We start from the raw sequence: 13,930 nt of genomic DNA on the forward strand, positions 1-13,930 counted from the left end.
CACCCGCAGACACCTTGACTTTTTCGCCATGAGAATAATCCGCTCAAAAGCCGACACTCCAGCACTCCCGCGCTGTTAAGACCGCCAGCTCCTCTTTTTACGCAGCTGCATGACATAACCAATCACCTTCGCAACCGCGGCGTAGTGCTCCTCAGGCACATAATCGTTCAACTCAATCGATGCGTACAACGCACGTGCCAGTGGAGGGTTCTCCACGATCGGCACATCAGATTCTTTCGCAACCTCTCGAATGCGGAGCGCCAGGTCATCCACCCCAAGCGCAACACACTGCGGCGCTCCCATGCCCTCTTCATAGCTTAGAGCAACCGCGTAGTGGGTCGGGTTTGTAATAACAACCGTCGCATCCGGCACACTTGCCATCATTCTGTTGCGTGAACGCTGAAGGCGCAACTCTCGAATTTTGGCTTTAATCTTGGGATCACCCTCAGATTGCTTGTATTCCTCTTTCACTTCCTGCTGGGTCATCTTTTGCTTTTCGAACCATTTTTTGCGCTGCCAGACCAGATCGGCCCCGGCAACAACAGTCATAAGCGCAAGAATTGCCCCAATTACCATAATGGCGAGCTCACGAACCTCCTCCAGCACAAGGCCCGTTTCTCTGAACACCACCGTGTCCAACCGGTCTCTTTCTGGCCACAACACCAGAAAAACCACCGCCGCCACCGCAATGATCTTCACCAGCCCCTTCAGGAAGTTGGCAAGGCTGTCTTTGGAGAACAGTCTCTTCATCCCCGAAAGCGGCGAGATCTTGTTCAGCTTCGGCTTCAACCGCTCCGCAGTCCAGAGCGGTTTATGCTGAACCACGTTTCCAACCACAGCGAGCGCCATGAGCGTCAGCAACGGCAGTGCCACCACACCAAGTATTTCGGGCCCAGTTATTTCTAAAAGGAAAACAAGCGCACCCGGATCAACAGCAATTGTGTCCGCATGGGCAAAAAATCCCTTTAAAATCGTTGAAACACTCGAAACCATTGTCGGCGCGAGGAAAGATATCACCAAAGCGGTCCCCACCAACGAGAACCACGAGCTCACTTCCTGCGATTTTGGTATGTCCCCTTTCTCGAATGCATCATCGAGCCGCTTTTGCGTGGGGTCCTCGGTTTTCTCCGAATCGTCGGTATCTTCAGCCATCAGCTCCTCACTAATTCAAAAGGAACGGCTGAAGTGCTTCACGGAACTCTGACAGATAGTAGCCCATCAAAGTGGAAAGCAGCAGCAGGAAGATGCCAAAACCGATCATAATGTTGACCGGCATGGCGATGAAGAAGATCTGCATCTGAGGCATCAGCTTATTCAGCAGCCCCAGACTGAAGTAAAACACTATCCCGACCACAATAAACGGCGCGCCCAGACGCACAGCCACGGAGAACATGTGCGTCACCGTCTCAACCGCCAGCGTGGAAAGATCACCAACCGGCAGCGGATTGCCGGGAGGAAACAGCACAAAACTGTCCTGCATGGCCGCAATCATCACGTAGTGCAGATTCGTCACGAACACCATGCAAATGCCCAGCACGTTGAGGAAGTTGCCCATCAACGCCCCTTGCTGGCCCGAGTTCGTTGCATCCCCACCCATCGCGAACGCAAGGCCGGACTGGTTCGCCATGATCGTACCAGCCACTGAGAGCGCGTAGGAAATCAGCTTCATGGACAAACCAATGAAGAACCCGACCATTAGCTCACCGCCCAGCAACGCCAGAAGTTTGGGCAGGCTGCTCATCACATCATCAGGATAGAGATTGGAGTTGATCGGCAGGAACACATAAGTCAGCAGCAGAGCTATGGTCAAACGAACGCGGACGGGAATGAAGGTTTCACCAAACGCTGGCACGAGCATGATCATCGTACCAATACGCGCAAACATCAGCAGAAAGCTAACGACGATCACCGGTAAAAAATCCAGATTGATCGTCACAGAATTGCCCCCAGAATGCGCGTCGCCTTGCGCTGTATCTCGCTCAATATCCGGAGATAATCAACCCGGCAATGCGGTTTGTAAAAGAATTCATCAACTCCCCCATAAAGGGAAGTGTCACAAGCAACGCAATGAAGATGCTCAGGATCTTTGGAACAAACACCAGCGTCTGTTCCTGAATTTGTGTCAGTGCCTGAAACAGCGCCACAATCACACCAACCAGAAGCCCGATAAGCATAACGGGGGCCGACACCAGAATAAGTGTCCATATGCCTTCGCTGGCAATATCCAGCACTTCTGCTCCGGTCATTGTGTTCTAACCACCATTTACCTTAGTTCACTGACACCTCACATAAAGCGAACCAATCAGATTGGCATCCGCATAATTTCTTCATACGCAGAAATAACGCGGTCACGAACAGAAACAACGGTTTCCAGAGCCAGCTCGGTCTCTGCAACAGCGGTCACAACATCAACCACATTGGCCTTGCCCTGCAGCAAATCGAGAGACTGCACATCAGCAATCTGGCCACTCTCATTGATCTCGCTGATCGCAGACTGCACCATATTGCCAAAGGCGCCGCTCTTATCACCAGACTCACTGGCAGCTTCAAGCGGATTGCTCAGCTTTGCTGTGTTTGCATATGCACTTGCAGCAATAGAAGCATTAGACATGATTGTATCTCCTTCCGGTGTCAGCCAACCGGTCATCAACCTCTAAGAATGTCGAGTGTTTTCTGCATCATGGAGCGGGAAGACTTCACCACGTTCAGGTTTGCCTCATAAGAACGCGTGGCTTCCTGCATGTCCGCCATCTCAACCAGCGTGTTCACATTCGGCATCTTCACATAGCCTTTGTCATTCGCTGCCGGATGGTCTGGCTCATAACGCAGCTTGAACTCGCTCTTGTCCTCACGAACCCGGCCAAGCTTCACCAGCTCGGCCTCAACCTTGGCGTCAAAGCTGCTGGAAAATGTAGGAACCTTACGGCGATACGGATCCTCACCCGGTGTCTGACCAGTGGAATCAGCGTTCGCAATGTTTTCTGCGATCACACGCATACGGCCCGTCTGAGCTTTCAGACCGGACGCCGCAATAAACATCGACTTAATAAAATCCATGGGCTCCTCCCACATTTGCTTTGATGCCGCTCACACCACAGCAACTGCTCTCAATCATCACTTCAGCGCGCTCTTCAACATCCCAAGGCTGCGCGAATAAAGGCTCGTCGCAGTCTGGTAGTCGATCTGGTTCTGAGCGATCTTCATCATCTGCTCTTCAAGAACCACGCTGTTGCCATCCGGTGTTCTCTCAAAGCTGGACGCTTTGGAAACTTTCGTCCCAACGCCCGCGCTGATGCCCCCACTGGTAATATGCCCGGCACTGGTCACCACAGGGCGCAACGCCCCGGTTCCCTGCTCGGCATCCACCATGTCGGAGAAGCTCAGTTCCTTAAGGTCTTTACTGCGGTATCCCGGCGTGTCCGCATTTGCGACGTTTTCCGCAAGCACACCCTGACGTTGTTGGTGCCATTGCATTTTCTGGCGCAACGCCTGAAACATCGGGAGATCAGTTAAGGCCATCTGACAGCACAACCTATGAGAACAGATTTGTTAAATTAAACTAGGAAGAAAGTGCCTAGGCAATGGTTAACAAAAGGTTAATATTAAGGTTCCATTAAGAATTACACACCGAAGAATCCTTAAAAAGCAGGGGAATAGCCAAAATCACGCTCCGGCGAGTCACCGGACAGAATCAACACCTTCAGAACCTATTAAGAATTGCGGCAGCAGGAGTGGAAAATTTTGCCCAGCTAGCAAAATTCACCTAGCCAAGAGGCCCATTTCGCGATTTTCTCGCAAAAACTCGGGTAACGCCACAAACTTCACCCTTCTAAACTGTTCATTCTACATAAACTATAGGTTACAAATGCGCGCATGAGTTAATGCGGGGATTCGTACCCCAGTTCCGGGCTGTTTGCTCATGCAGATGGTCCGCTGAATGTTGAATACGAGTTGAGGAACATTCATGCCTGACTGGCTGGCCCAAACCACCGGTATGTCTCAGGGAAGCGCGCAGCTTCTTGCTGTCGTACTGGCCATGCTGATTATCGCGGTTCTCATCGCGGTTTGCATTCCGCTTTTGAAACGCTTTGCCCGAACCAGCTACAAAGGTTCGCGAAGTCGCCAGCCTCGTCTGGCCATCATGGATGCAACCGATATTGATGCGCGGCGCAGACTTCTCCTCGTGCGCAGAGATAATGTCGAGCACCTCATCATGATTGGTGGTGCAAATGATGTTGTGGTCGAACAGGGCATCATCCGCGGCATGCCGGTTTCCACCCCGCCACGCGGACAGATGTACGCAGGTAACGGCCAGACCGGTGCAGCACCGGCAGCCGTTGAGCAGGCTCAGGGAACGGGCGAACCAACCGCTCGCCTGAACTGGGGGGAAGAGGCAGCTCCAGCGCCAACCCCGGCTCCTGCTCCGGCAGAACCTAAGCCAGCACCGGTTACCCGCCCTGATCCAAAACAGACGCCAGAAGCCAAGGCACCTGTTCAGCCAGCAGCAGCGCCAGCACCAACGGTTGCCGCACCTCAGCGCGAGAAGGTCATCGCAGCACCGCAGACTGCACCACTACGCGCTGCAAAGCCGATGGCGGCAGCTCCTGCTCCAGCGGCTACAGCAAACAAGCCAACAGCGCTTCAAACGCCAACTATTGGCGGCGCCCGTGGCGTTCAGAAGGTAGCAGCCCGTCCGATCTCCGCACGTCCGGCACCTGCTCGTAATGTTGGCTTCAACCAGCCAAAGCCTGCTGCAAAAGCAGAAGAGCCAAAGGTTGAGACAGCGCCATCCAACAAGCCAATTCCAAAAGCTGCAATGCGGCCACCAATGAATGGCCCGGCAGCAAAGGCAGCCAGCGCCTTCATGCGTCCACGTGTCAACGAAGCTCCAGCCAAAGCACAGGACGAAAAGAAGGAAGAGCTGAAGCCGGAAGCAGCTCCAGCAGATAAGCCTGCTGCAACTCCGGAAAAGCAGGCCGCTGAGAAACCAGCAGCAACGCCGGAAAAAGCAGCTGAGGCAAAACCTGCCGAACAGCCAAAAGAACCTGCAGCCAAGACGGAAGCAGAAGCGGCTCCAGCAGCAGATCAAAAGCCTGCGAAAGCTGAGGGCCAGAAGCCGGCACCTGCAAAGACAGAAGAAAAGCCTGCAGAGAAGTCTGAAGCGAAGAAGCCTGCAAAAGCGGAAAAAGCTAAAGAGCCTGCCAAGCAGCCAAAACAGGAAGAGAAGCCAAAAGCCTCAAAGCCAGCTGCGAAGAAAACAGACAAAACACCACCTAAAGAAGACCCGCAAGAAGCCATGGATGGCATCGCAAAGGAAATGGCAGACCTGCTAGATGACATTGAGGCCAACACTAAATAATTTTGCGGGATTGGTGAAAGCAAAGTTGGGCGGAAACAAAGGGCAAATTGGCCTTTTGGTTTTCGCTCTCTTGCTTTTCTGGTTTGGTCCTGCCGCTGCACAAAGCATCTCAATAGACTTCGGCGGTGGTGAAGGCGATTCCGTAACAGAGCGCGCCGTTCAGCTGGTCATGCTGTTAACGGTGCTTTCTCTTGCACCAAGCATCCTGATCATGGTGACGAGCTTCACACGTATCGTTGTGGTGCTCTCCCTACTCCGCTCAGCCATCGGCTTGCAGACTGCCCCGCCAAACGCAGTCATGCTATCCCTTGCCTTGTTCCTGACAGCATTCGTCATGATGCCTGCCTTTGAAACCGCATGGGATCTGGGCGCAAAGCCGATGATTGAAGGAACCATTGAGCCGCAGGAAGCGTTTGAGCGCGCCTCCGAGCCATTCCATCAGTTCATGCGTCAGCAGGTGCGTGAATCTGATCTGCTGCTCTTTCAGGAACTCGCCAAGGCACCGACACCAGAAACACCTGAAGACTTAAGCCTGCGCGTACTCGTACCTGCCTTCATGATCAGCGAACTACGCCGCGCCTTCGAGATCGGCTTCCTGCTGTATCTCCCGTTCCTGATCATCGACCTCGTGATCGCATCCGTTCTCATGTCCATGGGTATGATGATGCTGCCACCAATCGTAATCTCCCTGCCCTTCAAGCTCATCTTCTTTGTGCTTGTCGACGGCTGGCAACTGATCGCAGGCAGTCTGGTCCGAAGTTTCGGCGGTTAGCGCCGCTCTAATCACAGAAAGTACGTCAGGGCTTGGCAGCATTTCACTAAGCTCTGGCGACACCCTCACAAAACTTATCCCCCCTTCCCAAAATCCGCCCTATCCTATCTCTCGTGCCCACGCATTCGGGCAGGAGTGGACCGTCCGCTCCGTGGCGTGGGCGGGGTTGGGCTACCGGCATGAGGTAACGTATCGTGTCGGGAGGTCCGGTGAAGCGCCATACCCTATTGAGACCACAGTGGTAGTAGGGAGCTTGGGGTCGTTCCGGAGGGCGTCCGGTGGTGACAGGAAACTGTCAAAGGCATGAAGCGCATCTATGATGCGCAAACGTGCCTGTCGCGTCTGTCCGAGGGGGAGCCCGCGTGTTCATGATAAAAGGCCCGGGCGAGGCGAACAGCCAATGCCGAAGAAACATATCTAACAAGTAGCGCAGGCAGAGCCTGTTCGCCTTGCTCCACCCGTTGAAACGGGGTCCTCAAACACAAACACCGCCGGGATTGCCCAGCGGTGCTAAAATCATTTCAGGAAAAACCGGCTTAAGCCGCCCCCTCACTTTTGTCATTGGGATAGAGCGAAGCCTCTTCCGTCGGAACAATCGGCGTCGCTGACAGGTACTGACGTCTGTACTCTTCAAGGAAGGACACCAGACTATCCCCGCCCCCGATTGACTTGGCCACATTGAGGAACTCAACGCCACGGTCTTCAATCGGCCGCGTCACAACCTCAAACGTCTCAGCCTGAGGAGACTGACTCATCTTCTGAGAGTACTTCTGGCGCAAACGTTCAAGCCCCAGACTGTCCTCAGCCAGTGTGTAGGCGATCGCCGCCCGGATCACATCAACACGTTCATGATCGGCCAGCGGCACTTCATCAGACCAGCGGCTGCCATTCATCTGCTCCAGTTGCTCACCCGCCTTCTGCCAGGACCGTGCAGACCAAAGCGTATCAGCACGCAAACGATCCACGTCAGATCCAGACATGTTGCGGACCAGTTCCAGCGCAAGGTCAGGCCGGCCACTCTCACTCAGAGCACGCGCCTCAACAATGTTCCGCTGACGCTGCAACGCGGCTGGCAACTGCCCCTGACGGGTTTGCGAAAGCACACGAAGCGCCTCCTCCGGCTTCCGGTTAAGCAAGTAAACAACGGCAAGATCAGCCGCGATCTGCGCACGGGCAGCACCCTTCAGGCGCTTGTCGATCTGATGCCGCAACACAGACGCCGCCTGATCCAGCAGATCCATGTCGATCAACCGGCTGGCCAACATCCGGGCCATCTCATCACCCTGACGACCAGCAGGCACCAGCTCACGGAAGTCATAGAACAACGCAAGCGCCTTCACAGGCTCCAAAGCCTGCGCTTTGCCCTCAAGGAACAGAGTTGCAAAGACAGAGCCCATTTCCTGCTGAATGTTCGAGGTAATCTCAGCACCTGCATCAGACTGCACTGCCTGAGACATCGCCTCAAACGCCCGGCGATAATTGCCTTCCTGCGCATGCAGCTGAGCCATCAATCGGAGCGTCTTCAGCTCAGTCTCATCACCACGCCAGGAAGCGGCCAGACCTTCCAGTTCAGAGAGAGCCTCATCCGCATCAATCAAACCATCACGATAGCGCAGCTTCACACTCAGAAACTTCGCTTCAGCCGCCTCCGGCCCATCACTGGAGCGCACCACCAGATCATAAACGTCCAGCGCTTCCTGAGAACGACCAGAAGCATCCGCAATCCGGCCACGCAGCAAGTCGTATTGGATCGCCTGCTCTTCGTTCACATCAGACGGCTCAATCTGAGAGAGGGCCCCAAGCGCCTTGCCGTAGTTACCAAGCGCCAGATGCGTCTTCGCAGCAGCAAGGTTGAAATACACCTGCAGCATCACCGGGTAGTTCGCCATTACAGCAAGCCCACGCCCCAGATTGGCGTGCGCCCCCTGCCAGTCCCCCAGCGAAGAATGCGCAAAGGTCCGCCAGACCGCAGCATCAGGACTGCTCGCCAGTTCTGGCGCAGCCAGATACTCCAACGCTGTTCCCGGACGTGCTGCCAACATCTGTGCAGCACCCATCATCACGTTAAACGTGGCATCTTTCTCGATAAGCGGATCGTCTTCTTCCATGATCCGCAAGGTGCCAATGGCTTCCTGAGCAAATCCGCTAGAGAGAAAAAAACGCGCCATATCCAGCCGCGGACCGCTCAGCTCTTCAGGATCAGCCCGCGCAATCGCCTCTTCGTGAGCACGAAGGTTGCGCATGTAATCCTCAGGCTTCTGCTGGTGCAGCTGAGAAAACTCAATCAATCCCGGTTGGGTCGGATCTTTCACATGAGCGCCAATGGTCGTCCCCTTGGAAAGACCACGATTGGAGATCTTCAACCCATCAGGGCGGGAGATCACCAGATCCTCACCGGAAAGCTCAACATCAATGCCATCCGCACTCGGAACAACAGCAAGCCCCTGCGAGCTCCGCAGGATCTGAACCTGAGGGAACCGATGCGATTTCAAAATACCGCGAACAGGCGCAGCTCCACTGACCACATAAATGCGGTCACCAACGCTCTTGTCCGTCAACACATGAAGACGCCCACTCTCACCAAACGGCAAACGCAGAACATTGGAGCCATCGCCCTGAACGTTCCGCTCCACATCGACCGGTTCGGTCTTTGTCGAGATGGAAGGCCCCAGAGTAATCGCCCATGCTTCATCCTGATACTCGATGGAAATCAGCGTGGTCCGCTTCAGATCAAACCGCAGCACCTGCGCCGCATCAACTTCTTCAAGCTCAACGTTACGGGCCAGATCACTCAAAACAGCAGGAATACCGCGCCCATCAAGATGCTCAGTGCTATCAAAAACAGCCCAGACCTTGTCATTTCGGCGGAAAACAGCAGCTCCCACTTCCCCTTCAAATGGGAAGACGAGACGCACAGTATCGCCGATGCGATATGTTTCAACGCCAACAACCTGCCCAGCAGCATCATTCTCTTCCTGAACGATGCTCTCTGCAGAAGCCCGGCGCGCAATCGGCAAATCCTCGGCAACATCTGTCACCACAGGAGTCGTCGCAATCACAGGCTCACTCTGCTTCGCAACTTCATCATCAAGCGCCAGTGGAATAGACGTCTGCCCACCCGCATTGACAACTTCAGCAATCAGGTCCGTTTCCGGAATTACTTCGGCTGCAGGCACCTCAGCGGTTTCCTGAGTAGCAGGCGCTGGAGCAGCCTCCGGCGCAGTAGTTTCAACCACAACTTCCGGCTCAGCAGCCTCTGGCGCACGCTCAGCTGCAGCACGAAGGTCTTCTTCCGATGGCTTCGACTGCGGAATATCAGAAGGAGTCAGTCGGTCGACAGGCTCACCAATCCGCTCAAGCTCAGGCTTGGCGACAGGCAATGGCATCTGCGCGAACTCAAGCCCTTCCGCCTCTTCACGAGGCTGAGGCTGTTGCACCTGCTGCGGTGCAGGCATCAAACTGCCCGGCGCATTTGCAGGCTGTTGAGCAGCCACTGGCGCTGGAGCAGACGCGTTCTTATCACCCAACGTATTGATCACATTGGCCGCTCCCTGAGGAACGTCACCATTGCCAAACAACTCGTCACGGACTTCAGCAACACGTGGATCCAACTGCCCGATATCCTCAGGCGTCACATCCACAATCAGCTGCTTGCCTTCCTGAAACGAGCGCACATCCACACGCGGATCAACGATCATGTTGAAGATGAGATCATTGTCACGTGTCTTGGAAGCCACATCCAGCACCGTTCGCGGCAAACTGGCTTTAAACTGCGAGAGGTCCAGATCAGCAGCCTGATCAAACTTGACGCGAATGTTGTTTCCATTGCGCTCAAACGAGCTGCCAACGTTCACATTCCAATCAAAGATCAGACGCGTAAACGTCGGGTGTTCGCCAATCCGCAATTTGACTTTAATTTCCTGATCTTCAAGTGCGTTCGCTTCTTCCAGCACCCGAACACGCTCAAGCGCTTCTGCAGCCCGGCGCGCCAGCTCATCCACCACATCCTGTGGCAACGAAGGCGGGCGCCCTTCATAGCTGGAAGGCAGAAGATCAATAAACAGCTTCTCACCCGCTTCCATGCTGTTGATGTTCAGCGGCTGGCGCAAAGCAAAACGCAGCGCCGCACCATCAGGATCAGTACGGGCAATGGAGATGTAATCCATCAGCGCTTCCGGCACATCATCAACATCTGCCTCAATCCCTTCAGGGAAAGAGATCCGCAGAACGCTGGTGGAAATGGAAGCTTCATAGGGGGGCAAGAGCGAGCGGTCTGGGAATGTAATCACCATCCGCGCAAAGGTGCCGGTGTCTTCAACCTCAACAATAGCCGGAGCAGGCTCGGCCCACGCACTCAAAACGCTGCTTCCCAGCGCAGTGGTGGCAAGCATCAGTGAGACAAGCCAGGCTTTGCCTTTGACCTTCACAATGCGTGCTCCATGCAAGGCACGACGCGGCAGGTATGGTAAAGTGGCGCGCAGAAAGGAACGCTTCTGCCTATCCCCATTGTCGCCCCCAAAGTCGCGCATGCCCGATTCTTACTCCCTAAAATTAATTAGGTATCTGTAACAATTGGCTATTAACGCAAGCTTACAGACTCCAGCATCAGGAGCGAAAAACCGCCAATTGGTTCCGTTAATTCCCCTGAATCTTCGGGAGAATTGTGGAAGTGGTCTTCACATTGCGGCTTTCACCAGCTGCCAGAGCAATAGTGAGCTGCTCAGCCATCTCCGGATCCATCTCAGAAAGCACATCCGCCATCTTACGCGGCTGCATCTGCTTCACCACTTTCAGCATGATGTCCAGATCCAGACGATTGAAGATACGCGCAGCATTTTTGGCCTTCATGCTCTCATAGATCTTCACCAGATCCATGATCTCTTCCGCAGCCTGTTTTTCTTTGCGCTCAACTTCAGAATCGATCTTCGCTTCCAGCGCTTTCAGCTCCTGAAAACGCTTGTTCAAACGCGCTTCAGCCGCCGCAAGAACCTGCGCACGAAGCTCCAGATCTTTCTCACGCTGGTTCAGCGCATCACGGCGATTACCAAGACTATTCAGAACAGCAAGTTCAGACACAGAGTTGGTCGGAACACCACTGTTCTTCACGCCTTCAGCATTCTGAGCAACCTGAATTTTCCTGGCACCAGAAGGATTTGGCAACACGCTTGGGTCTGGTGCAGCCTCCGTCTCAGCCACAGCAGGTGCGGACTGCTGAGCATCCGCAACACGAACAGCACCGATCGGATAAGTGTCACCGAGAAAGAACCCAAGCAGCTTCAGAACAAGGAGGGAGCTACCAGCAAAAACGACGATCGGAAGAAGTCTTAGTTTCATGCTACGCGATCCTGAGCTTGCCTGCGAAAGCGCTCAAGACGCGCAGCAGATTCGTTTGCAGCCTCACGAATATCGCGGGTCACAGAACGTGCCGGAGCTTTCGGAGCTGGCGCACTGCGGGGTTCAACCGGCTGGGCAAACTCCTGATCCGCAATGATCCCGGCAGCAAGTCCCTCAGCTGCGGTCTCATAAGTGCGGGAGGCAGGAGCAGCATGAGCAGCAGGCGCTGCGACACGCGTATCACGATCTGCCAGTGCACGATCAGCAACGCCGCCGATACGGTCCAGAACATCCTCACCAGCACCCAGCTGATCAGTCAGCTTACGGGAAACAGCCTCAGCCTCACCAAGACGCGCACCCAGAGTACGGTCTGCGTTGCCGGCAGTAGACTTGAGACCCAGGATCGCACGCTCTGCAATCTCTGTTGCTGTAATCAGCTCAGAAATCGTGGCACGCAGGGACTCTTCATCAGACCGCAGACGGCTGAGACGTCGGTTAAGCGTCCAGCAGTAGCCAATGGTGATCACCAGAAGAACAGCAACAATGCATTCAATGATAAGACCTAGGGACATGACTAGTTTGTCTCCAGTTCGCTTTGCAGGGACTTCTCAAAAGCGGCGAGCGTCATTTTCGGCTGCTTCAGCTTCTTTGAAATTTCGATAGAAATTCGGTCATCAACGTGGCCCATGAGGCCTTCTGTCAACTGTACTCCACCGCATTTCACCTGAACGGGATCGCGAGGGCCGGTATCAAACAGCAATGTCTGACCAACTTCCAGATTAAGGACCCGCTGGAGCGGGATTGTGTTTTCATAAAGGACGGCATCAACCTGCACTTCAGAGGAGTAAACCTCCGTTGCAAGGTGCTCTTCCCAAATAGGATCACGCCCGAACTTCTCACCCATGAACATCTGCAGAAGCAGGTCACGGATAGGTTCAAGGGTCGCATAAGGCAGAACAATCTCAACCTTGCCGCCGCGATCTTCCATGTCGATACGCAGCTCAACCATAATAGCAGCGTTTGCCGGACGGGAGATAGCAGCAAAGCGTGGGTTCGTCTCAAGACGCTCAAGCGGGAAGCTTACCGGTGAGAGCGGCCCAAAAGCCTGCTCTGCATCCAGCAAGATGATCTCGATCATCCGGCGAACCAGATTGCTCTCAATCGTCGTATAAGGACGACCTTCAACACGTGTTGGCGAAGACCCACGACCACCGCCAAGCAACACGTCAATGATGGAATAGATCAGAGAGCTTTCAACGGTAACAAGCCCAAACCCGTCCCATTCCCTCGCCTTGAACACACCAAGGATCGCAGGAAGTGGAATGGAGTTCAGATAGTCACCAAAACGCACGTTGGTCATGGAGTCCAAAGAGACTTCAACATTGTCCGAAGTGAAGTTGCGCAGAGAAGTCGTTGTCAGACGCACAAGACGGTCAAAGACAATCTCAAGCATCGGCAGGCGCTCATAGGACACCATCGCCGAGTTGATCAGCGCGCGAATACCGCCTTCATCACCGGTCAGAGAACCATCCAGCGTAAAGCCCAGAAGGTTGTCGATCTCTTCCTGATTGAGGATACGGTCCGCACCACGAGACGCACTTTCCAGGTCCGGCTCGCTGTCGTCGATCATTGCAGCCCATTGAGCTGCAGCCTCTTCGCCGCCTTCTACACCTTGTTCCTGAAGTGCAGCACCCCAGGCAGCCGCCAGGTCTTCGTCGCTATCACCGCTGCCACCTTCAGAAAGGGCAGCGTCCCAGGCGTCGTCCATGTTTTCGTTTTCAGGGAGGCTATCGGTATCTGACATATGCCGCTCCCCTACTGGATCAGGATCTCTTTAAAGAGAACCCCTTCGACTTTGGCTGGATAGATTGCAGAGTTGATGCGGCGCAGAAGTTGCTCCTTCAAGCGGAACAGACCAGCAGACCCCTCAAGATCAGCAGGGCGCAGTTCGCGAAGGTAAATCTGAAAAGCATCAAGAATGCGAGGAAGATAAGGCTCCACTTGAGAAACCATGCTGTCGCTCTCAACTTCAAGAGCGATGCGGACTTTCAGATAGGTTGTGCGGCCTTGAGTAGAAAGGTTCACCGTCATTTCTGGCAGGTCGTAGAAAACGACAGGCTTGGTTTCAATCTGCTCCACCGTACCATCAGCTCGTTTGACGGTTGCAGTGTCACCCAGATTGATCCAGTCCATTACATATGCACCGCCCACACCAAGGGTTAACAGCAAAACGCCTGCAATCGCACCGATCACGATCTTGCGCTTGCCGGACTTACCCTCATCCTCGGTATTTTGCAGTTCTGCATCTGCCATTTTTGCGTCCCGGTGAATCGCAATCAAAGGTTTAACAATTGTTAATATAACCTAATTGGTTAACAAAGATTACCAAATGGTTAATACGTCATTACTAAGCAATTTTTGCCCACTAGGAAATTAAAGTAGGCATATTTTATCAGATACTTAAC

Annotated in this window: 13 protein-coding genes; 2 read left to right on the forward strand and 11 right to left on the reverse strand. The window is 54.1% G+C overall.

Translation table 11 applies throughout. The features are described from left to right. Window positions 1-75 precede the first annotated feature (75 nt). Genes flhB through flgB form a run of 6 tightly spaced genes read right to left on the reverse strand, consistent with a single transcriptional unit; the run spans window position 76 to window position 3,519 of the window. The gene (gene flhB / locus AC3CB2_RS13445; RefSeq protein WP_352933255.1) at window positions 76-1,152 is read right to left on the reverse strand and encodes a flagellar biosynthesis protein FlhB; all 1,077 of its coding nucleotides are present in this window, start codon (window positions 1,150-1,152) and stop codon (window positions 76-78) included. A gap of 10 nt (window positions 1,153-1,162) precedes the next feature. Further along, a complete protein-coding gene (fliR, locus tag AC3CB2_RS13450) occupies window positions 1,163-1,936 on the reverse strand; it encodes a flagellar biosynthetic protein FliR (protein WP_008547388.1) in 774 nt (257 codons plus the stop codon). Between the two features lie 43 nt (window positions 1,937-1,979). Then, a complete protein-coding gene (gene fliQ, locus AC3CB2_RS13455; protein ID WP_008547725.1) occupies window positions 1,980-2,246 on the reverse strand; it encodes a flagellar biosynthesis protein FliQ in 267 nt (88 codons plus the stop codon). A gap of 56 nt (window positions 2,247-2,302) precedes the next feature. Further along, complete coding sequence (gene fliE / locus AC3CB2_RS13460; RefSeq protein ID WP_041769109.1) at window positions 2,303-2,611, reverse strand: flagellar hook-basal body complex protein FliE; 309 nt, start codon at window positions 2,609-2,611, stop codon at window positions 2,303-2,305. A 35-nt stretch (window positions 2,612-2,646) separates the two neighbouring features. Next, the gene (gene flgC, locus AC3CB2_RS13465; RefSeq protein WP_352933259.1) at window positions 2,647-3,072 is read right to left on the reverse strand and encodes a flagellar basal body rod protein FlgC; all 426 of its coding nucleotides are present in this window, start codon (window positions 3,070-3,072) and stop codon (window positions 2,647-2,649) included. A 42-nt stretch (window positions 3,073-3,114) separates the two neighbouring features. Continuing rightward, window positions 3,115-3,519: a flagellar basal body rod protein FlgB gene (gene flgB, locus AC3CB2_RS13470; RefSeq protein ID WP_075701806.1), complete on the reverse strand. Its 405-nt coding sequence runs from the start codon at window positions 3,517-3,519 to the stop codon at window positions 3,115-3,117. A 445-nt stretch (window positions 3,520-3,964) separates the two neighbouring features. Between flgB and AC3CB2_RS13475 the strand changes: the two genes are divergently transcribed. Further along, window positions 3,965-5,359 (forward strand): hypothetical protein, encoded by a 1,395-nt coding sequence (locus tag AC3CB2_RS13475; RefSeq protein WP_352933262.1) that lies wholly within the window; start codon window positions 3,965-3,967, stop codon window positions 5,357-5,359. Window positions 5,360-5,372: 13 nt separating this feature from the next. Continuing rightward, window positions 5,373-6,131 (forward strand): flagellar type III secretion system pore protein FliP, encoded by a 759-nt coding sequence (fliP, locus tag AC3CB2_RS13480; protein ID WP_352933265.1) that lies wholly within the window; start codon window positions 5,373-5,375, stop codon window positions 6,129-6,131. Window positions 6,132-6,667: 536 nt separating this feature from the next. Here the strand turns inward: fliP and AC3CB2_RS13485 are convergent. The 5 genes from AC3CB2_RS13485 to AC3CB2_RS13505 all read right to left on the reverse strand — a co-directional run bounded on the left by AC3CB2_RS13485 (window position 6,668) and on the right by AC3CB2_RS13505 (window position 13,778). Continuing rightward, a complete protein-coding gene (locus AC3CB2_RS13485; protein WP_352933268.1) occupies window positions 6,668-10,660 on the reverse strand; it encodes a tetratricopeptide repeat protein in 3,993 nt (1,330 codons plus the stop codon). Window positions 10,661-10,766: 106 nt separating this feature from the next. After that, a complete protein-coding gene (locus tag AC3CB2_RS13490; RefSeq protein ID WP_008547598.1) occupies window positions 10,767-11,465 on the reverse strand; it encodes a MotE family protein in 699 nt (232 codons plus the stop codon). Next, a complete protein-coding gene (locus AC3CB2_RS13495; protein ID WP_008548127.1) occupies window positions 11,462-12,037 on the reverse strand; it encodes a DUF6468 domain-containing protein in 576 nt (191 codons plus the stop codon). The genes AC3CB2_RS13490 and AC3CB2_RS13495 overlap by 4 nt, the downstream gene beginning before the upstream one ends. Before the next feature lie 2 nt (window positions 12,038-12,039). Continuing rightward, entirely contained in the window at window positions 12,040-13,269 is a 1,230-nt protein-coding gene (gene fliM / locus AC3CB2_RS13500) for a flagellar motor switch protein FliM (RefSeq protein WP_352933272.1), read from the reverse strand. An 11-nt stretch (window positions 13,270-13,280) separates the two neighbouring features. Further along, entirely contained in the window at window positions 13,281-13,778 is a 498-nt protein-coding gene (locus AC3CB2_RS13505; protein WP_008547501.1) for a flagellar basal body-associated FliL family protein, read from the reverse strand. Between the last annotated feature and the right edge of the window lie 152 nt (window positions 13,779-13,930).

It is taken from the genome of Pseudovibrio sp. SCP20, from assembly GCF_057774105.1.